Source organism: Nocardioides sp. ChNu-153 (genome assembly GCF_030466625.1).
GTDB lineage: Bacteria > Actinomycetota > Actinomycetes > Propionibacteriales > Nocardioidaceae > Nocardioides.
Map to the genome: position 1 here is coordinate 30,271 of NZ_JADEVT010000002.1, position 20,517 is coordinate 50,787.

The following is a 20,517-nucleotide window of genomic DNA, read 5'->3' on the forward strand; positions in this document are numbered from 1 at the left end:
AACGTCACCGCCTCGACGAGGTCGGGCTCGGGGTCCGGCAGCGCGTCGACCGGCCACCACCGCACGTCGAGGGACTCCTCGCTCACGACCGGCTCGTCGGCGCCGTCGACGACGACGAGGAACCGCACGTCCAGGTGGTGCACGACGTCGTCGGGACCCAGCGTGGGGGGCCGGCAGAACGGCACCGGGTGCGCGGAGAGCTGCACCGGCGCCGGGTCCACCACCAGCCGGTGCGCCGGGAGGCCCGACTCCTCCGCGCTCTCGCGCAGGGCGGCCCCGGCCAGCGTCGTGTCACCGGTCTCGCAGTGCCCGCCGAGCTGGAACCACCGGCCGGCCTTGGCGTGCAGGGTGAGGAGCACGTGGTCGGCGGTCGCGTCGAGCACGACGGCGCTCGCCGTCACGTGGTCCGGGGCGGCGTGGCGGTACACCCCGTCGCGGTGCGCCCGCAGGTGCGCGACGTACTGCTCGCGCAGCGTCTCCTGGTGGGGGACCGGCGCGGCCCACGCCTCCAGCAGGGCCAGCGCGTCGGCGTGGAGGCTCACCCCGTGGGGCCGGGCCGCGTCGGGGGCTCCCCGCCGCCGTCCTCGTCGTCCTCCCCGTCGGTGCCGGCCTGCGGCTCGCCCTCCGGGCCGGCCAGCAGGTCACGCAGGGCGGCGTCGAAGTCGTCCTCGACGAGCTCGTCCGTGGTGAGCGCGTCCTCGCGGAACCCGAGCGGGTCGTCGAGGTCGGCGGCGCTCGGCAGCAGGTCGGGGTGCATCCACACGCCGTCGCGGCCCTCCGTGCCCTGACGGGTGCGCAGGGAGCCCCAGAGCGTCGAGGCGTCGCGCAGGCGGCGGGGCCGCAGCTCGAGGCCCACGAGGGTCGCGAACGTCTGCTCGGCGGGACCACCGGTGGCCCGGCGCCGGCGCACGGCCTCGGCGAGGCGCACCGCGTTCGGCATCCGCTCGGCGGTGGCCTGGCCGACGACCTCGTCGACCCAGCCCTCCACCAGCGCGAGGGTCACCTCGAGCCGCTCGAGCGCCGCCTTCTGCGCGGGGGACTGCTCGATCTCGAAGAGCCCGCCCTCCATGGCCTCCTGCAGCCCGGCCAGGTTGGTCGGGTCGAGGTCGCCGAGCTGGCTCTGCAGCTTCTGCTGGATGCCCTCGACGTCGATGTCGATGCCGCGGGCGTACGCCGCGACGGCCTCGACGAGGTGGCTCCGCAGCCACGGCACGTGCGCGAACAGGCGCTGGTGGGCGGCCTCGCGCAGCGCCAGGTAGAGCAGGACGTCGTCGGCGGGCACGTCGAGGCCCTCGGCGAAGGTGGCGATGTTGGCCGGCACGAGCGCAGCGCGACCGGTGGGGCCGAGCGGCAGGCCGATGTCGGAGGCGCTGAGCACCTCGCCCGCGAGCGTGCCGAGGCCCTGCCCGATCTGGGAGGCCAGCATGGCGCCGGTCGCCTTGGCCATCAGGTCGAGGATCGGTCCGCCCATCGCGCGGGCCTGCTCGGGCAGCGCGTTGCCGAGGGAACCGACGGCCTGCTCGGCCATGGGCTCGACGAGCACCTTCCAGACGTCGGTCGTGCCCACGACCCACTCCGCGCGGCTCCACGCGGCCGTCGAGGTGACGCCGCTCGGGAAGTCGGTCGCCGCGTCCAGCCACAGGTCGGCGAGGCGCACGGCGTCGGCCACGGCCGAGACCTGGCCGCTGGTGGGCGACGGGTCGGGGGAGGAGGCCACCTGTCGGCGGGCGAGATCCACCGCGACCGGCCAGTTGATGGGGCCGTCGTGCGGCTGCATCATCGCCTGCACCTGCTGCATCAGGCCGGAGAGGTCGGGCATGCCGCCCCCACCGCCACCGAGGAACGCGCCGAGGCCGCTGCCGGAGAAGAGGGCCTCGAAGGGGGTCCCGCGGAACGGGTTCTCGCCGTCGCCGGGTCGGTCGCCGCCGGGGTCGCCGGGCTCGTCGCTCATGGTGCAACGTTACTCCGGCACGCACGGCCCGCGACCGGCCGAGGACGGGCGCGGGTCCGGGTGTGCGGGTCCGGGTGTGCGGGTCCGGGTGTGCGGGGTCACTACGATCGGACGGGTGAGCCCCGAGGTGTCCGCCGCCCCCGCCGCCGTCGTGCGTCTCGTGGGCCTGCGCGAGCAGGCCCTGGACCTGGCGGAGGTGGTCGCCGCGCTCGACCACCCGGCGTCGGGCGCGATCGACCTCTTCGTCGGGCGGGTGCGCGACCACGACGGCGGTCGTGGCGTGACCGGGCTGGGGTACGTGGCGCACCCCGGCGCCCAGGCCGCCCTCGAGGCGGTCTGCGCGGAGGTCGCGGCCGACTTCGACGTGCAGGCGGTCGCGGTGCTGCACCGCGTGGGCGACCTGGCGATCGGTGACGCCGCAGTGGTCCTGGGCACGGCGGCCGCGCACCGCGGCACCGCCTTCGACGCGTCCCGCGCGCTCATCGACCGGCTCAAGGAGCGCGTGCCGATCTGGAAGCACCAGCTGTTCGCCGACGGCGACGACAGCTGGGTGGGCACGCCGTAGCGCCTGCCCGGTCGGGGGCGGCGCCCGCCGTACCCTCACCGGGTGGAGATCCTGCTCTGGCTCGTGCCGCCCGTCGTCGTCACCCTGGGGGCGATGGTGTGGGTGACGTGGCTGGACCGCGACCGTCCCGCGCCCGACCGCCACGAGCAGGTACGCCGCCTCGGCGACGCCCTGCGCCGGCCGCCGGCCGCCGGCTACGCGGTGCCCGGCGAGGCGCGGCGCGACCGCAGCAGCGGCGTCGCGGTGCGACGGCGCGAGGCCGGCTGAGCGACGCCCCGGTCGCCGGGTGCCGTCGGGTGTCGGGCGATGACCGCGTCCTTGCGGCCATTTGAGAGGGTGGGGCCCATGAAGCAGCGGACCCTGGCGGGCGTCGTGGCGGTGCCGCTCGTCGTCGGGCTGTGGTCCGCCGCGCTGTTCCTCCCCGCCCCGTTCGTCACCTACTACCCGGGCACGACGGCCGACCTGCTGGGCGAGAGCGACGGCACGCCGATCGTCGAGGTCGAGGAGCACGAGAGCTTCCCGCCGGAGTCCGGCGAGCTGCGGATGACCACCGCGAGCATCACCCGCCCGGAGACGCAGCTGGCCCTGGTGCAGGCCCTCTCGGCGTGGCGCGACCCCGACGCGGCGGTGCGCCCCTACGACAGCGTGTACGACGAGGACGAGGACAACGCGACCAGCGAGATGATCTCGACGGCCCAGATGACGGGCTCGGTCGACGTCTCGATCGCCGTCGCCCTCGCGGCCCTCGACATCGACTTCACGGCCAACGTGCAGGTCGGCGGCGTGCGCGTCGGCTACCCGGCCGAGGGCCTGCTGCAGCCGGGGGACGTCGTGCGCAGCATCGGCGGTCGGGCCGTGACCGCCCCGGCCGAGATCGGTGAGGTCGTCCAGCGCGCCGGGGTCGGGGCCCGCCTGGCCGCGACCGTCGAGCGCGACGGCGAGGAGCGCGAGGTGGAGATCGTCCCCGTGGAGGAGGACGACCGGGCCGTCATCGGGATCACCCCCGTCCAGGGCTACGACTTCCCCTTCCCCGTGCGGCTGACCCCGCCGGCCGGCATCGGCGGCTCGAGCGCCGGCACGATGTTCGCGCTCGCCGTCTACGACTACCTGACGCCCGGGGACCTCACCGGCGGCCTGCACGTGGCGGGCACCGGCACCATCTCGCCGGAGGGCGAGGTGGGCCCGATCGGGGGCATCGCCCAGAAGATCCCCGGGGCCCGCGACGACGGGGCCGCGGTCTTCCTCGTGCCCGTCGACAACTGCGGCGAGGCCCTGGGGGCCGCCAACGGCGACGTCCGCCTCGTCGCCATCGACACCTTCGACCGCGCCGTCGAGACGCTCACGGCGCTCGCTGACGACGTCGACGCCGACGTGCTGACCTGTGAGGACGTGACCCGGTGACGGAGCAGACCGACCGCCCCGAGCAGCCCGACCAGCCCGGCCCGGGCGCCGACGACGCGCCCGCGCTCGAGCGCGACCTCGCCGCCGAGCTCGACACGGACCCGGCCCTGGCCGCCGCCGTCCTCGAGCTGGAGTCGCACGCCGCGACGGCGGGCTGGGACCAGCCCGCCCGCCTCTACGCCCTGGTCGACACCGGCCTGCTCGTGGCGCAGGCGCCCGAGCTGGCCGCCAGCGCCGGCCTCGACGACGCCAGCGCGGAGGGGTCGCTGACCCCGGTGGAGCAGGACGAGCTGCCCGGCGGGCCCGGTGCGTTCGAGCGCGCCGTCGCCGACATCTCGTGGCCCCCGGCCGTCGCCGGGTGCGCCGCCGTGCTCGAGCGGCTCGTGCTGCCGCCCGAGGTCGACCCCGAGATCCCCCAGGACCCGGCGGAGGCCGACGCCTTCGCCCGCGCCCACCCCCTGCGCCAAGAGGTGCGCATGGTCGTGGGCGTCACGCGAGCGGGGGCGGCGTACTGCGCCCTGCGCATGCGATCGCACGACGACGAGCAGTCGGTGGTCGGTGGACCCGACCTGGTGCCGGGACTCGTCCAGCTGCTGGCCACCACCCTCGACGAGGAGAACCGAGACACGTGAGCGACCTTTTCGACTCCGGCCCCCGGCCGCCCCGCGGCGGCCCGCGCACGAGACCGGCCCCCTCGGGTCGTTCGCGCGCACTGCTCATCACGGCGGGAGTCGTGGTCGCCGGTCTCATCGCGCTCGCGGGCTTCTCGTCGTTCTGGACCGAACGCCTGTGGTTCGACTCCGTGGGCTACTCCGACGTGTTCTCGACGCTGGTGTGGACCCGCATCGCGCTGTTCGCCGTGTTCGGCCTGCTCATGGCCGCGGCCGTGACGACCAGCATGTGGCTGGCCTACCGCTTCCGGCCCGTCTTCCGCCCGGCCTCGCCGGAGCAGACGAGCCTCGACCGCTACCGCGAGGCGGTCACGCCGGTACGCCGGTGGCTGCTCGTGGTCATCGGCCTGCTCATGGGCGTCTTCGCCGGCACCTCGGGCGCCGGTCAGTGGCGCAACTTCCTGCTGTGGCGCAACGGCAAGTCCTTCGAGGAGACGGACCCCTACTTCGGCAAGGACCTGGGCTTCTACGTCTTCGACCTGCCGTGGTTCCACTTCGTCACCGACTTCGTGCTGGCCATGCTGGTCGTCTCGGCCATGGGCGCGGTCGTCGTGCACTACCTCTTCGGCGGCATCCGGCTGCAGGCCGCGACCGACAAGCTCTCGAGCGCCGCGCAGGTGCAGCTCTCCGTGCTCGTCGGCCTGCTCGTCCTGGTCAAGGGGCTCGACTACTACCTCGACCGCTTCGACCTGCTGACCGGCACCGGCGGCTACATCGACGGCATGGGCTACACCGACGAGAACGCGGTGCTGCCGGCGAAGAACATCCTCATGGGCATCGCGGTGATCTGCGCGATCCTCTTCTTCCTCAACGTCTGGCGCCGCACGTGGATGCTGCCGAGCGTGGGCCTCGGCCTGCTCGTGCTGTCCTCGATCCTGCTCGGCATGATCTGGCCCGCGATCATGGAGCGCTTCCAGGTGCTGCCGTCGCAGGCGGACCGGGAGGCGCCGTACATCGAGAAGCACCTCGCCGCGACCAAGGACGCGTACGGGATCGACGACGTCAACATCGACGACTTCGACGCCGAGACCGACCTGACGAACCTGTCGGAGGACTCGCGGGCGCAGCTGGCCAGCACCGTCGCCAACAGCGGCGGCGTGCGCCTGGTGGACCCGGCGGTCGTGCCGCAGACCTTCCAGCAGCTGCAGCAGGTGCGCGGCTACTACACGGTCTCGGACGTGCTCGACGTCGACACCTACGAGATCGACGGCATCGAGCGCGACGTCGTGCTCGGCGTGCGCGAGCTGAACCAGGCGGGCATCTCGGAGGGCAGCCAGAACTGGGCCAACCTCCACACCGTCTACACGCACGGGTACGGCGTCATCGCCGCCTACGGCAACCAGAAGCGCGCGGACAACGCGACGATCGTGCCGGAGGCCCCGGCGTGGGCCGAGCGCGACCTTCCGCCGGTCGGCGACCTCACGGACATCTCGGGAGAGGACGGCTACGAGGGCCGTATCTACTTCGGCGAGAACAGCCCGTCGTACTCGATCGTCGGCAAGGGCAGCGAGGGCGCGAACGACGTCGAGCTCGACCTGCCGCGGGGCAACGAGGGCGGGACCACCACGACGTACGACGGCGCCGACGGCGTCGAGGTCGGTGGCCTGTTCCACAAGCTGCTGTACGCGGTGAAGTTCGGCGAGCCGAACATCGTGCTGTCGGACCGGGTCAACGAGAACTCCCGGATCCTCTACGACCGCGAGCCGGGCCGCCGGGTCGAGAAGGTCGCCCCGTGGCTGACGGTCGACGGCGACGCGCTGCCGGCCGTGGTGGACGGCAAGGTCGTCTGGATCGTCGACGGCTACACGACGACGGACCAGTTCCCGCTGTCGAACCGCGAGTCGTTCGACGAGATGACCGACGACGCGCTGCAGAACGACAACCCGTTCCAGACGGTGCCGACCGACGACATCAACTACATCCGCAACGCGGTGAAGGCGACCGTCGACGCGTACGACGGCACGGTCACCCTCTACGCGTGGGACGAGGACGACCCCATGCTGCGGTCGTGGATGGACTCGTTCCCGGGCACGGTGCAGCCGCGCTCGGAGATCCCCGAGGGCCTGCTGAACCACATGCGCTACCCCGAGGACATTTTCAAGGTGCAGCGCTTCCAGCTGGCGTCGTACCACGTGGACGACGCGGGCGACTTCTACGAGGGCAACGACCGCTGGCAGGTGCCGGTCGACCCGAACAACGACCGGAGCCTGCAGCCGGCGTACCGGCTCTCGGTGCCGTCGGGTGACCAGGTCGAGCCGGACACGTTCTCGCTCACCAGCGTCTACACGCCGGCCAACCGCCAGAACCTCGCGGCCTTCGTGCAGGTGGACGGCGACGCCTCCTCCGACACGTACGGCGAGTTCCGCGTGCGGCGCCTGAGCTCCAGCAGCCAGGTGGCGGGTCCCGGGCAGATCGCCAACCAGATCCAGTCCGACCAGGGCGTGACGGACGCGCTGTTCCCGTACCGCCAGGGCGAGGTCCGGCCCGTGTTCGGCAACCTGCTGACCCTGCCGGTGGGGGAGAGCCTGCTCTACGTGCAGCCGCTCTACTCGATCCGCACCGCCGGTGACGGCAACTACCCCGTGCTCCGCTTCGTGGCCGTCTCGTTCGGCGACGACAACGTCGGCATCGGGCAGACGCTGGCGCAGGCGCTGGGCGACGTCCTGGGCGTCTCGCTGGACGACGGACCGGTGGCACCGCCGTTCGACCCGGACGACCCGGACGCTCCCGAGGAGCCGACCGAGCCGACCGGCACGGTCGAGCAGCGGATCGCCACCGCCCTCAGCGAGGCGGACCGGCTCTTCGCGGCCGCCGACGCCGCGCTCGAGGAGGGCGACCTGGGCACCTACCAGGACAACATCCGCGACGCGCAGGCGCTGATCGAGGACGCGCTCGAGCTCGCCGCGCAGCTGCCGGGTGCCGGTGCCGCCGCTGAGGGCGAGCCCTCCGCGGACGCCACGGCGGACCCGTCGGCCGAGGCCACGGAGCAGCCGGCCGAGCCGTCGGCCGAGCCCACGGAGTGACCGGTCGGGGGTGGGTGACCGGTGTCACCCACCCCCGATTTGGCACCGTGCGGGTGGTCGCGTAACGTTCTGTTCACCGACGCGGGGTGGAGCAGCTCGGTAGCTCGCTGGGCTCATAACCCAGAGGTCGCAGGTTCAAATCCTGCCCCCGCTACAAAAAGAAACAGCAGGTCAGGGGCGGTTTCCGGAGAGATCCGGAAGCCGCCCCTGATTCGCGTTTTCGGCGCTTGTCCGCAACCTGTCCGCAGTCGTTGCCGTGTGACGTCGGTCCCGACGGCCGTGGATCTGCGTGGATCCGAGTGGACGGACTGGGAAATCTCGTCCGTGAAATGTCCGCGGCCGAACTCCGGTGGCAGAGCCATGATGACGACATGGACGGCGACGGGGAGTAATGGCTTCGGCTCGATGAGGCCGCTGACCGCCTCGGCCTGCCGCGACCGTCGGTCGAAGGGCTCCTCGGCCAGAGGATCCTGGTTGGCCGTCCCTCTGCGGGCGGCGTGATCATCCGGGAAGCCGATCTGGATGTCTTCTGTGCGCAGCGAGTTGCCAGGCAGCGCGAGGCCCTGGATGAGCTGCGGGCTCTCGAGGACTTGTTGGACCGGATCTGACGCGCCGGACCAGTTGTCTTCCTATCCCGGAAGCTCGGCGAACCTCTGGGAGCAGGTGGGGCATTCGGGCAGGGCTTTGTGATCCTGGGTCGGCACGAAGAACGTGCCGCAGAGCGCCCGCACGGCAGTGCCCTCGATCGTGCTTCCAGCCAGGTGCTTTCGATGGCTGAAGTGGCTCACGGATCCTGGCGCGGATGTGGCCAACGTGCCCGAGCGGACGTGTTCATCGAGCGCAGTGAGACGCTCAGTCCAGGCCCCGACTTCGCCGATGTTGGAGTACGTGTCCTTGTATCGGTCCCAGCGCTGTTCTGGCGGGTCGATGGAGTTCAGGACTCGAGCAGTCAGTTGCCACATCAGGTTGCTCCATGCGAATCCTGCGGCTGGCACGATCTCGACGACGACCTCATCGGCCACGTAGTCGTCGTCCCTGACGGCGATTACCGAGATCTCGACCTGGGCGAGCCCGCCCTTGCCGGGGATCGGATGCTCGACCGCCAGCTGCGCGGCGCCTCCTTCGTGAATGGTGCGCAAGACGTCCCTGACGAGCCTTTGGACGCCGAGCTCCCACTCTGTCATCAGACGGGCTGCCGTCTCCTGCTTGAGTAGGCGAATGTCGTCCTTGGAGGGGAGCCAGTCGCTGATGTCGCCAGAGTCGTTCTCACGCTGGACGCGCTGGTAGAAGTCGTCGCGGTCCTGGTGCCCGCCTTTGGCCAGGCCGGCGACGACTAGCCAGCACACGCCGGTTTCGTCGTCCTGCCAGACGCCGCCTCGCCACTGTGACTGCTTGATCTCGAGGAGTCGCAGCTGCGCCGCGCTGGCGACCGGACCCACGTAGTTGTCGTGCGCCGCGTCCGGACCGAAGGATTCGGTTGCCTTCGCGATGATCGGGTGTGGCAGCTCGCTCACCGGATGCAGTTCGCTGTGCTGCCCGGCTGCGATCCTTCGCTGCGGGACAGGGGAGTCCCAGCCCGACGTCAGGTCCTCCTTGAGCACGCGAAGCGTGGGACGGGCTCGACGGTTGTGCACCCGCCCATCTTGCCGAACGGTGCCGACGAAGATCGCCAGACCCGCTCAAGTCAGAGCAGGTCGGCGATCTCGTCGGTCGCGGCGGCAGCGGTCTGGCGCTGGTGGGCGAAGCGCTCGGCGAGCTCACGGCGGTCGCGCTGGCGCTGCTCTTCGAACTGGAGCAGGTCGGGAACGCGGATGCGACGATCGCGGCCGACGCGATGGAACACGATCTCTCCGCGGTCGAGCAGCTTGTAAAGGTGCGTGCGGCTCATGCCGAGTCGCTCGGCAGCTTGGCTGGGTGTCACGGTCTGAGAGCCGTCGATGACGACGACGACGTCGTCGCCTTCGCGCACGCAACGACTCAGGCTCATCAGGACATCGCGAAGCTCGGGACCAGCGGTTTCGGCGAACTTGTCGAGTTCGTCGAGCTGGTCGGCAGGGATGTTGGAGGTCTCAAGAGTCTTCATGGGTGCACCTACGTTGGAGGTAGTGTCACAGGTGATTCAGATGACACAGATGACACTAGGTTAGCTCGGGGTCCGACGCAATCGAAATCCTTGCGTTGTGCATCACGTCGCCCACGTGCTGAGCGCCTCGAGTTGATGGTCCTCGATGCCTCTGCGGGGCGCGATCCGGATGATGAGGCAATCGTGGCCGCGGAGCAGCCGCATCGCGTCGCTCCGCGTGTTCCAGTCGTCGAGCCACGCGAACGGCCGGTCGCCGACGTAGGCGAGGATGGCACTCGCCTTCGGGCTCTCGAACGGCGCGTCCTCCAGTGCTCGCGTGGCGTCGAGTGGCACCACGGGCAGCGACGCCAGGCCCAAGCGTTGCGCGACGCCGTTCGCTCCCTCGTTCCAGGTCGTGGCCCAGGCCAAGTCGTACCTGTCGGCGAGGGCGAAGAGGCGCCGTGCGCCAGAAAGGTGGACCTGCATGTGGCTCAATATCTGCAGATCGGTGAACCCGGGGAGCCGTTCGTCCCGGTGATTGTAGGGCGAGAGGAAGCCGTCGACGTCGATCAGGAGCAGTGGTCGCTCGGCGGATCTCTTGCGGGGATGTTCGGCGATGGTCGTCCAGCCGATGCCGGAGTGGTCGATCACCTTCGGTCGGCGGTCGATCACGACGTACTGCCGTTCGGGGTCCAGGTGTCCGCACTCGGCCACCAGTGCACGGACAGCCTCTGGGTCAGGAATGGAGCCGTCGCTGACCAAGCGGGGGAGGATGATCGTCGGAGCTCCGCTTTGGACCAGGGTCCCGCCGACGGCCCACGGACGGTCGTGAGCGGCGGCCCATTCAAGGACCTCGAAAGCGGCATGCCCGCCGGCGGGCGCGAAGCGACCGCCCCAGGCGAGAATCGTGTGCTCGGTCCGTACGACGATCCCGGTGCCGTCGGCCCAGAGGAGCTCGAAGTCCGTCTCCTCATCGGACCAGCGTTGCAGCACCGCGGGGTCGGTCACGTTCATGCACTCGTAGGCGTTCTCGATCGCCTCCGGCGACGCATGCTCGCCGACGTGCCGGATCGTGGGCTCGCTCAAGGGTGTGGCCTGTCGAGTGTCCGGGCCATGACGCTCACGGCGCCGGTTCGCACGAGCTGGTCGATCGCGATGACGGCGATGAGCGCGTGCTCGTGGCAGAGATTCGCCGGCTCACGCCAGTCGACTGCCTCTCGGAGCAGGTCACGGAGCTCAGTGACCCGCGCGAGGGTCGCCAACCCCTGTGGAATCGAGCCTGCGTTGACCGCCCGCTCGAGGAGTTCGGCCAGCACGGCAGCCCCGCCCTTGTTGATGGACGGCGACTTGTGCTGCGCGAGTCGATGTTGAAGCTCGCGGCGGATGCTGTCCGCCGTCGGCGTACCGGCTGAGGATGGCGAACGACAGGTCCAGCAGACCCAGGTCGTCACGTTTCCGCTACGCCCGGCGGGCAGCTTGAAGATCCGCCCCGCCGACCTCAATGGGTCCGCCGCACAGCGGGCACGTGCCGGGTCATGGGCGTTCGGCAATTGCGTGCCCAGGACCTGCGTTCTCCTGATTCTGTCGGGCCGGCCCCATAGAGTTTCGAGAGGAGCGAGGGAGTGAAGGGAAACCGAGTGGCAACGTCAGATCAGTTCATTGTCGACAACACAGCAGAGGATTGGAAGGCACTCCAGTACGTCCGCGAGTGGTGCGACATCAGCTCGGCGATCGACATCGCCACCGGTCACTTCGAGATCGGAGCGTTCCTCGCGCTCGACGGTGCCTGGCAGAAGGTTGAGAAGATCCGCCTTCTCATCGGGGGCGACACCAGCCGCACCACAGCCGACGCCATTGCAGCCGCCCTCGACACCTCCATTCTCGAGGAACGACAGAACGGTGACGCCTTCCTCACCGGGGTGGACGCCGTCGTTGACGGCATCCGCGCCGGCAAGATCGAGATTCGGGTCTACAAGCCCAAGAAGTTCCATGCGAAGGCCTACATCACCCACAGCAAGCTGAAGGTCGTCGGCTCGGCAGCGCTCGTCGGCTCTTCCAACTTCACCCGCCCCGGGTTGACCCAGAACGTCGAGCTGAACGTGAAGTTCCAGGGTCCCGAGGTGGCCGACCTCCAAGAGTGGTACGAGAGCCACTGGGACGAGGCCACGCCGGTCAACCCCGAGCTGCTCGCCGTGCTTGAACACAATGTGCGTGAATTCACCCCTTTGGAGGTCTACGCCAAGGCGCTGCACGCGCTGACCGCGAACGTCGATCCCACCGACAAGTCGTGGGAGGAGTCCGACTCCGTCATCTACCCCCTGCTCGCGCCCTACCAGCAGGAGGGATTCCACTCGCTGATCGAGATGTCACGACGGTGGAACGGTGGCTTTCTCACCGACGGCGTCGGACTGGGCAAGACGTTCGTCGGGCTGATGCTGACGGAGTACTTCGCCGTGCGCCATCGCAAGAACGTCCTCATCATGGCGACGAAGACCGGCCAGGACGCCGTGTGGAACCCAGAGCTCAAGGAGAAGCTGCCCGAGCTGTTCGGACAGTTCTCCAACGTGCTCGTCCGAGCCCACACCGACCTCACGACACAGAAGGGTGCCGACGAGATCGAGCATCTGGCAAAGCGCGCCGACGTCATCATCATCGACGAGGCGCACAATTTCCGGAACCACGGCAAGAACCCGACGGACGAGAACCCATGGGGATCGCGCTGGTGGCGGATGCACGAGATCTGCAGGCGGAAGACCGTCTTCCTTCTCACGGCAACCCCAATCAACAACTCACTCTTCGACCTTGTGCACCAGGCTGAGCTCTTCACCGGGGTCGATGCCGACAGCCACTTCGCGAGCATCGGTATCAACAGCCTGCGGAAGTACGTCGTCAGCCTCGAAAAGCCGTTCAAGACGGCAGTGCCAGATGCCACTGCGATCGCGGATCTCATGGCGAAGGACAAACTGTTCCAGTCGATCATCCACCAGAACAGCCGCAAGTATGCCGTCGAGAGTTCCAAGGTCGTCGGCGGCTCGGAGGTCGTCTTCCCCGAGACACAGGTGCCCCGAGTTGTGCCCTACGAGTTCGGGACGCTCTACTCCCCGCTCTTCACCGAGTTGCAGAACGCTTTCAGCCGCGCCACCCCCCTCTTCGTGCTGCCGATGTACTACCCCTTGGCGTTCTCGACCAACAAGGACGTCGACACCCGAGCGGAGAACCGCCAGCGGCAGGTGGTTGCCCTCATCCGCACCATCTTCCTCAAGCGGTTCGAATCGAGCCTCGCCGCATTCGCGGGCTCTTGCCTCGACCTGTCGGCCAAGGTACTCGGCTGGCTCGACGTGAATACGAAGGTGGATCCGGATCAAGAGAGCCGGCTGACTATTTGGCGTGCCGCAAATGAGCCGACACTCCAGGCGATCCACGACCGCTACCGCGCAACGCTGGATGAGGTGTGGCGCGAGGAGGACCTCACCGAAGAGGAGCTCAACGAACTCGATTACTACCTCGTCGGCGGTGAGTACAGGTTGCAGGACATGATCGACGCGGCCTTCGACGATCTCGATCAGCTCGCGCGCTTCATGGATCTGATCCTGGGTGGCGCAGGCGTGGACGACAAGTACCTCAGCCTCCGCGACCTCCTCATCGGTCAGTCCAAGGGGTCGAAGGAGAAGTTGGACAAGGCCGTCTTCACGCCCGAGTTCCGCAACGAGCCCGTGATCGTCTTCACCGAGTTCGCGGACACCGCCCGCTACCTCGAGGAGCAACTCCGAAAGGATGGCCTGGTCGACGTCGATCGCATCGACGGCACACGTGGCAACGACCGCTACGCGATGATCAAGCGGTTCGCGCCCTTCTACAACAAGGTCTCCGCAGCCGACCGCAAGAAGCTCGCGCCACTCCGTGTACTGGTATCCACCGACGTGCTGAGTGAAGGAGTGAACCTCCAGGACGGCAGCCTTCTCGTGAACTACGACATCCATTGGAACCCTGTCCGCCTGATGCAGCGCATCGGTCGCGTCGATCGCCGGATGAACCCACAGATCGAAAAGGAACTGATCAAGGAGAGGCCCTCAGCGAAGAAGTCGCGCGGCCACATCCAGATCCGAAACTTCCTGCCTCCGGCAGAGATCGAAACTCTGCTCACGCTGTACAGCCGCGTCCAGAGCAAGACGCTCATGATCTCCAGCACGCTCGGTATCCCGGGCGGCAAGCTCATCGACGAGTCCGACGTGTACGACGACGTGAAGGTCTTCCAGGCATTCAAGGACGAGTACAACGGGGACGTCGCCCCCATCGAAGAGCTACGTCTCAAGTGGCTCAACCTGGTCAGAGAGAACCCCAACCTGCACGAACTCGTCACGCGCCTGCCCGATGGCATCTCCACGGCCAAGGTGGGCAAGCCCTCCGGCGTGTTCATCTGCCGCCGCGTCCCCGTGCTCACCAAGGCGGCCGACGACGACAGCGAGGCCGAGTGGACGATCGAACCGGGTGAGATCGAGTGGGCGCTCCGTACTGCCGAGGGCGTCGAGCGCGCCCTACACGCGGTCGACGGAGCGATCGTCGCCGAACCCAGCACGCCGCCCGCCGCGTTCAGCGACCGCTCGAAGCTGTACCCAGCGCTGCGCGAGTTCGAGAGAAACGAGACCAAGAGGCTTCGCAAGGAGACCCAGTTGCCGATGGATGCTCCGACGCCGAAGACGATCTGCTGGATGGAAGTGCGATGACTGCCAACGAGAGCCGCCTCCGGCAACTTCTCAAGGCCGCACCGAAGTCAACTGACCACCTCCTGACCCTGCTGCTCGACGGCCTCGACTGGCCGATCCCCGACGGCCTCACCTGGGACGACCTCCAACTCGAGTGGGAACCGGAGGAGCTCCACCTTGATCCGGAAAAGGTCGCGAGGCTCAAGCACATCTCTCAGATTCCGCAGCTTAAGAAGGATCAGGCGTTTGGCGTCTGGGTGTTGGAGTTCGACGGCGGCCGCTTACCAGTCGGCGCGATCCGCCGCCTCGTACAGCGTCTCGTCAAGAACGAGCGCGCCCGCAAGGGCAGCGGCACCCACGCCCAATGGGATCTTCCTGACCTGTTGTTCTTCTGCCTCTCCGAAGGCAACGAGCACCTCCTGCACGTCGTCAACTTCCGCGAGAAAGACGGCAAGCGCGTTCTCAATGTCCTTTCCTGGAGCAACGAGCCGACCTCGGCCCGACTTGACCTCCTGGTACGCCGTGGCGTGCCTGACCTGTTCTGGAATTCCCCGAATGGCCCCAAGATCGTCCTGAGTCCGGAATTCGGCAAGGGATTTCGGGGCTACCGTGAGGGCATCCGGTCAGCCAAGGCACTATCGGCCCGCATGGCTGAGGTTGCTCAGGACGTCCGCGACGAAGTTCGTGCGCTCTACGAGGTCGAGACCGAGGGCGGTCCGATCCGGGCCCTCTTCAACGACGTCCGCGAGCAGCTGCTGGGGAACCTGACCCCGGACCGGTTCGCGGATGTCTATGCCCAGACGATGGTCTACGGGCTGCTCACCGCGCGCATCGCGCACCCCGAGGAGTTCAAGGCTGACCAGTCAGTCTCCGCCCTGAAGTTCGACAACGAGTTCCTCGACGCGATCTACTCGCGCTTCCGTGATGACTCCGATGGGGTCATCGACGTTGATGAGCTGGGGCTGAACGAGCTTGCGGAGCAGCTCGCGGTCACGGACGTCGACGAGCTGCTCGCCGACTTCGGTGCCGACAACCAGCGCGACGATCCCGTCGTCTACTTCTACGAGGAGTTCCTCGCACAGTACGACCCAGGCCAGCGCAAGGACTTGGGCGCGTTCTACACGCCCCTTCCGGTCGTGCGCTACATCGTCAAGACCGTCGACGACGCGCTGAAGTCGTTCGGGCTGCCGCTTGGTGTCGCGGACGCCACTACTTGGGCCGAGTACGTCGAAGCGAACCCCGACATCGACATCCCCAAGCGCGCCAACGCTGGCGACGCAGTGGTCTCGATGTTCGACCCCGCGAACGGGACCGGCACCTTCCTCGTCGAATGGCTGCGCCAGGCGAAGCGCAACGACAAGGAGGGCGGCGAGGCGGCCGCGCTCGCACATGCCTCCGCATGCGAGATCTCGCTCGCCTCCTACGCCGTCAGCCACCTCAAGGTTTCACTCGACATCTCCGAGAATCTCCGGGCAAAGGCACGCCTGCCCATCTACCTCGGCGACACGCTGGGGGCCAAGCACCCACAGGTGATCGAAGCGCTCGCCGACCCGATCAGCACCGAGGGCGCACACGCCGATGAGGTCAAGTACGACTGGAACCACAACGTCTTGATCGGCAACCCGCCCTACGACCGCGTCGAGAGCAACGGCACGGGCGGTTTCATCACGGCGCTGCAGGAAGGCGCATCCCGGTCGTTGTTCGACGACATCTTCGACGATGCGAAGAAGCACGTCATCTTCAGTTCCCACGCCAGCCTGTACAACCTCTATGTCTACTTCTGGCGCTGGGCCATCTGGAAGGTCTTCGAGGAGAACACCGGGCCGGCCGTCGTTTCGATGATCACCGCTTCGTCGTGGCTCGACGGACCAGGATTCCTCGGCCTGCGCCGACTCGCCCGTGAGGTGGCGGACGAAATCACCGTCGTCGACCTCCACGGCGACAACAAGGGCACCCGCAAGGACGAGAACGTCTTTGACATCGAGTCGCCGGTCGCGATCGTCACCCTCGTCCGCCACGGCAACGGAGATCGAAGCAAGCCGGCGCCGGTGCGGTACGCCAGCTACCGGGGCACCCGGGCCGAGAAGCTCGCCGCGCTCACCGATCTCGCCGCTGGGAAGACCACGCTCACCACCCTTGAAGCGAGTACCGACTGGCACGCGCCCTTGATCCCCACTGCAGGCGGTGCCGACTGGGCGGCGTGTCCCAAGGTGATCGACCTCTTTCCGTGGCAGCAGCCGGGGTCGATGATCAGCCGCACCTGGCCGGTGGCCCCGACGAAGGAGTTGCTGGAGGAGCGATGGGAGCAATTCGTCGCGACGAATGTGCCCGGCGAGCGGTTGAAGTACTTCGCGCCCTCGAAGACCGGTCGCAGCATCTCCACCAAGGTGCCGGGCATGACGAAGCTAGTCGACCTCAAGCCAGGCGACGCTCACGAACCCATCGTCCGCTTCGGAATGCGCTCGTTCGATCGGCAGTGGACCTTCGAGGACCCTCGCCTCGCTAAGACCGAGAGCCCGTCGCTCTGGGCATCTCTGTCCAACAAGCAGGTGTTCCTCACGACCATGACGACCACCAGTCTCGGCGGCGGACCGGCCGCCACCCTGACGACGGCCGTGCCAGACAAGCATCATTTCCGCGGCTCCTACGGCGGCAAGGACATCGTCCCCCTGTACCGCGACGCCAAGGGCACACCTAATGCGGACACGGCGGCGCTCGAGATCCTCGGTGACAAGCTCGGCGCCAAGGTCACCGTCGAACTGCTCTTCGCCTACACCTTCGGGGTACTTGCTGGCACCGACTACACCGAGCGGTTCCACGACGCCCTCGAGACGCCCGGCCCCCGGGTGCCCCTCACCGCCGAACCCGGGCTGTTCGTGCGGATGTCGCAACATGGCGAGAAGCTGATGTGGCTCCAGACCTTCGGCGAGCGCTTCGGCGCTGGCACGCTACCGACCGCGGGCATCGAGTGGCAGCCCGAGCCGTCGCGCCTCCCGGAGGCGAAGACAGACATAAAGTTCGATGCCCCCACCGAGACCTTGAAGGTCGCCGACGGAGTACTCACCGGCGTGCCCGAAGAGGTCTGGACGTTCGAGGTCAGCGGAATGGACGTCATCCCCAAGTGGCTTGGCTACCGCATGTCGAAGCCGGCTGGCCGCGCGGCTTCCAGCGCCTCACCGCTCGACCACATCCGACCCGCTGCTTGGGCGCCTGAGTGGAGCCATGAGCTCGTCGAGATCGTCGCCGCCATCAAGGAGACTCTCGCGATCGTGCCTGACGGAATTGCCTTGCTGGAGCAGATCCTTGCGGGCCCGCTCATTCCCGCTGACGAACTGCCTCCCGTGTCCGACGCTCTGCGCAAGCCGCCAAAGGGCGGCACGTCATCTGACGACGCCGCCTTGTTCTTCGAGGACGGGATGCTTCCTGGAACGCAGGGCGAGGTGATCTTCTGATGAGCTTCAAGCCCAACCTGTCGGTGAAGGAAGGGCTCGACCACCTCGCGAAGAGGCTCGATCCGATCATCGCCGCGAAGCTCGCACCCAACCTCGGCGGCCACCCGTGGACAGTGGTGCTCGACCTCCTCGACCAGAAGAAGGGTTTCTCGGGCAGCTACCAGCACTGGACCTACGACCTCCAGGCTCAGCTCCGAATGCTCACCGAGCGGCTCGGCGACTTCGGTTACCCGTTTGATGACAGGCAGCGCGCAGTGAGCACCATCGGCAACGAACTCCGCATTGTCCGCAAGCAGATGGCGCACATGTACGACTTCTCGGTCGAGGAAGCGTTCCGCGCCAACGACTTCTGCGTCCGCCTCCTGGAGCACTTCAACGACGACGGTATGGAGGATGCACGGAGCATTCGTCACGAGGCGCTCGCCGCACTCGCAGTGGAAGCGGGAGTCACCGAGCAGGCTGCCGAAGCGTCTGCCACGCCACCCGCCTCGCCCGCTCCAGCTCGTGCCGAGGTTCCCACGCCCGGCGACGCCGAGGGCGCTGGCAACCCCGAGGTCGTGATCCCCGACCCGGAAGTGCTGGAGCGCGAACCCAGCGTGATTGGCAGCAAGCGCCTGGAGTTCGAGCCATGGACTGTCGTTCCGGTGGGCGGGGTCGAGGTCCTCGATGACCTGCCCAAGAAGGTGGCTAAGGAGAAGGTGCGCGCAGTCGCCGTCGAGATCGCGACGTACGAGGGTCCGATCCATCTCGATCGACTCGTGGACAAGACCGCTCAGTCGTTCGGACTACAGCGCGTCCGGGCGAACCGTGAGAAGAAGATCGCCTACCAAATCAGGCAGGCCGGTCTCTTTGTCGACGAGGACAAGTTCGTCTGGCCCCGCGAGATCGACCCGGCGACGTGGGCCGAGTTCCGCCCCAACGACAGCACCGCCGACCGACCGTTCGTCTACATCAGCCCCGTCGAGATCGCCAATGCCGCTCGTTTTGTCAAGGCGAAACACGCCGACATCTCGGACGAGGATCTCGACGTCGCCGTACTCCAGACCTTCGGCCGCAGGCGCGCACCAAACAGGTCGCGGGGCACCTCGCCAGAGCGAAGGAGTTGCTGTGAGCGTTCTCTACCGCGCCGTATGGACTGACAGGACCCCCGCCGCAAGTCTCGAAGACCTCCGCCACTGCACGGCGGCGTGGGCGCAGGAGACATCGGATCCCGAACCGCTCGTGGAAGGGCAGACCGATCTGGAGGTCTCGCAAGGCCGCCATCGTCGCATCGACTACCGGCCTGTTGGCGCTACCGCGTTCGAGCTCAGATCCAGCGACCACAAGCCGGGTGATGCAGCTGTCTGGACAACTGTTATCAGGGTGGTCGCCGACGATGCAGTTACCCACGCCCTCGTCGAGAACCGCATGGAGTCTGACGACCTCACACTCCGCGTCGCGGTAGGGCGGCCGAAGATCGTGCACGAGTTGCTGGCGGTGGCAGGTAAGCCATCACTTGGTGGCAGCGCGCTCCTCACCGAGCCGCAAGCCATTCCTGCCGCAGGCATGGCCATCCTCACCGACCTGCTGGCCGCCCCGAACCGAACCCTGCCGCTGATCGTGTGTTCTGAGCCGGGTGGCCAACACGATGGTCGGTGGCTGATGTGGGCCAACAGGATTGCGACGCGCGTCGAAGGGGTGGCGGTCGTCGTCACGCTCGACAACGATGCCGTCACGGCCTTCAAGGATGTGCTCGGCGGTCTCGCCGTCTGGGGCGGTGGAATCCGGGTCTACACGCCACATCCGGTAACGCCGGACGCCGATGGTTGGCGGCACCGGTACTACCAGCGGGCCCGTCTGCACGACGCGACTCAGGCGACGATCGATCGGATCGTCTACTCGGTAACGCAACTGTCCGCGCGTCGACGCGTGCCCGATGTGTTCGCTGTCTTCGCCGAGCAGACCGGTCTTCCTGCCGATGCCCTCGACGGAATGGTCCCTGCGGCCGAGCTCGAGGAAGCACGGCAGCAGTGGGAACTCGAACGAGATGTCGCCATCGCCGACCACAGCGAACTGGAGAAGGCCCTTGCGAAGGCCAATGGTCACCTCGCCCGGCTTAAGGAGGCGCTGATTGCGAGAGGACTGGGCGAGATCCTCTGGGGGACGCAGCACGAGATCACGACGGCCATCCCCGACGAAGTACAGGACACATCCGAGGCCGTACTGGCTGCCCAGACTTACCTGTCGCGATGGCTCGCCGTCCCCGACTCGGCGCCACGGGACCTCGCTGACATCGACACCGCGCCGAACTCATTCGCCTGGGGAAACACGACGTGGCGAGGGCTGCGCGCACTGGCTGCCTACGCCGAGGACCGTTCCAACGGGTGGAACAAGGGCGGCTTCTGGGAGTGGTGCGCCGAGGGTCCGCTGCTCGGCTGGCCCGCGACGACGAAAAAACTCTCGATGAGCGAGAGCGAGACCGTCCAGAACAGTGACAAGCTCCGCCGGACTCGGATCTTCAAGGTCGATTCGGCGGTCGACCCATCGGGGGAGATCACGATGCTCGCCCACCTGAAGGTCTCGGAGGGCGGGGGCAACCTCGCGCCACGCGTGTACTTCCATGACGACACCGGCGGCTCAACGGGCAAGGTCCACGTCGGACTAGTTGGCCCGCACTACCTGGTCCCCAACAAGTCCAAGAACTGAATGG

General features: G+C 67.8%; 14 protein-coding genes, 1 tRNA gene and 1 pseudogene. 10 read left to right on the plus strand and 6 right to left on the minus strand.

The window, feature by feature from the left end:
* Positions 1–44: 44 nt before the first annotated feature.
* Positions 45–542: pseudogene (locus INN71_RS18100) on the minus strand (NUDIX hydrolase); the annotation flags it as partial.
* Positions 539–1,951, minus strand: a complete 1,413-nt coding sequence (locus INN71_RS04015; protein ID WP_277500002.1) for a zinc-dependent metalloprotease — start codon at positions 1,949–1,951, stop codon at positions 539–541. The gene INN71_RS04015 and the pseudogene INN71_RS18100, both read right to left, overlap by 4 nt.
* Positions 1,952–2,066: 115 nt before the next feature.
* On the opposite strand from INN71_RS04015, the gene INN71_RS04020 reads away from it, so the two are divergent.
* From INN71_RS04020 to INN71_RS04045, 6 genes are all read left to right on the plus strand, one after another.
* Positions 2,067–2,516, plus strand: coding sequence for a molybdenum cofactor biosynthesis protein MoaE (locus INN71_RS04020; RefSeq protein WP_277500003.1), 450 nt, complete (start codon positions 2,067–2,069; stop codon positions 2,514–2,516).
* 42 nt (positions 2,517–2,558) lie between these two features.
* Positions 2,559–2,783 (plus strand): hypothetical protein, encoded by a 225-nt coding sequence (locus tag INN71_RS04025; RefSeq protein WP_277500004.1) that lies wholly within the window; start codon positions 2,559–2,561, stop codon positions 2,781–2,783.
* 78 nt (positions 2,784–2,861) lie between these two features.
* Positions 2,862–3,917, plus strand: coding sequence for a PDZ domain-containing protein (locus tag INN71_RS04030; protein WP_277500005.1), 1,056 nt, complete (start codon positions 2,862–2,864; stop codon positions 3,915–3,917).
* On the plus strand, positions 3,914–4,549 hold the full coding sequence (locus INN71_RS04035; protein ID WP_277500006.1) for a PPA1309 family protein: 636 nt from the start codon (positions 3,914–3,916) through the stop codon (positions 4,547–4,549). Before INN71_RS04030 ends, INN71_RS04035 begins: the two co-directional genes overlap by 4 nt.
* Positions 4,546–7,611: a UPF0182 family protein gene (locus tag INN71_RS04040; RefSeq protein WP_301799730.1), complete on the plus strand. Its 3,066-nt coding sequence runs from the start codon at positions 4,546–4,548 to the stop codon at positions 7,609–7,611. Before INN71_RS04035 ends, INN71_RS04040 begins: the two co-directional genes overlap by 4 nt.
* Before the next feature lie 80 nt (positions 7,612–7,691).
* Positions 7,692–7,765, plus strand: a tRNA-Met gene (locus INN71_RS04045).
* A 475-nt stretch (positions 7,766–8,240) separates the two neighbouring features.
* Here INN71_RS04045 and INN71_RS04050 read toward each other — a convergent pair.
* From INN71_RS04050 to INN71_RS04065, 4 genes are all read right to left on the minus strand, one after another.
* Entirely contained in the window at positions 8,241–9,212 is a 972-nt protein-coding gene (locus tag INN71_RS04050; RefSeq protein ID WP_277500008.1) for a DUF3039 domain-containing protein, read from the minus strand.
* A gap of 83 nt (positions 9,213–9,295) precedes the next feature.
* Positions 9,296–9,694, minus strand: a complete 399-nt coding sequence (locus INN71_RS04055) for a helix-turn-helix domain-containing protein (RefSeq protein ID WP_277500009.1) — start codon at positions 9,692–9,694, stop codon at positions 9,296–9,298.
* Between the two features lie 102 nt (positions 9,695–9,796).
* Positions 9,797–10,759, minus strand: coding sequence for a hypothetical protein (locus INN71_RS04060; protein ID WP_277500010.1), 963 nt, complete (start codon positions 10,757–10,759; stop codon positions 9,797–9,799).
* Complete coding sequence (locus INN71_RS04065) at positions 10,756–11,124, minus strand: hypothetical protein (protein WP_277500011.1); 369 nt, start codon at positions 11,122–11,124, stop codon at positions 10,756–10,758. Before INN71_RS04065 ends, INN71_RS04060 begins: the two co-directional genes overlap by 4 nt.
* 171 nt (positions 11,125–11,295) lie before the next feature.
* Here INN71_RS04065 and INN71_RS04070 point away from each other — a divergent pair, with 171 nt between their 5' ends.
* The 4 genes from INN71_RS04070 to INN71_RS04085 are packed head-to-tail and all read left to right on the plus strand — an operon-like array spanning position 11,296 to position 20,513.
* Entirely contained in the window at positions 11,296–14,397 is a 3,102-nt protein-coding gene (locus INN71_RS04070; RefSeq protein ID WP_277500012.1) for a helicase-related protein, read from the plus strand.
* A complete protein-coding gene (locus tag INN71_RS04075; protein WP_277500013.1) occupies positions 14,394–17,828 on the plus strand; it encodes a type ISP restriction/modification enzyme in 3,435 nt (1,144 codons plus the stop codon). The genes INN71_RS04070 and INN71_RS04075 overlap by 4 nt, the downstream gene beginning before the upstream one ends.
* Entirely contained in the window at positions 17,828–18,967 is a 1,140-nt protein-coding gene (locus INN71_RS04080) for a DUF3320 domain-containing protein (RefSeq protein WP_277500014.1), read from the plus strand. Before INN71_RS04075 ends, INN71_RS04080 begins: the two co-directional genes overlap by 1 nt.
* On the plus strand, positions 18,936–20,513 hold the full coding sequence (locus INN71_RS04085) for a hypothetical protein (protein ID WP_277500015.1): 1,578 nt from the start codon (positions 18,936–18,938) through the stop codon (positions 20,511–20,513). Before INN71_RS04080 ends, INN71_RS04085 begins: the two co-directional genes overlap by 32 nt.
* Positions 20,514–20,517 lie beyond the last annotated feature (4 nt).

Coding starts and splice junctions, on each gene's coding strand:
- INN71_RS04015 (WP_277500002.1), bottom strand. CDS start 1,951: ATGAGCGACGAGCCCGGCGACCCCGGCGGCGACCGACCCGGCGACGGC.
- INN71_RS04030 (WP_277500005.1), top strand. CDS start 2,862: ATGAAGCAGCGGACCCTGGCGGGCGTCGTGGCGGTGCCGCTCGTCGTC.
- INN71_RS04055 (WP_277500009.1), bottom strand. CDS start 9,694: ATGAAGACTCTTGAGACCTCCAACATCCCTGCCGACCAGCTCGACGAA.
- INN71_RS04075 (WP_277500013.1), top strand. CDS start 14,394: ATGACTGCCAACGAGAGCCGCCTCCGGCAACTTCTCAAGGCCGCACCG.
- INN71_RS04080 (WP_277500014.1), top strand. CDS start 17,828: ATGAGCTTCAAGCCCAACCTGTCGGTGAAGGAAGGGCTCGACCACCTC.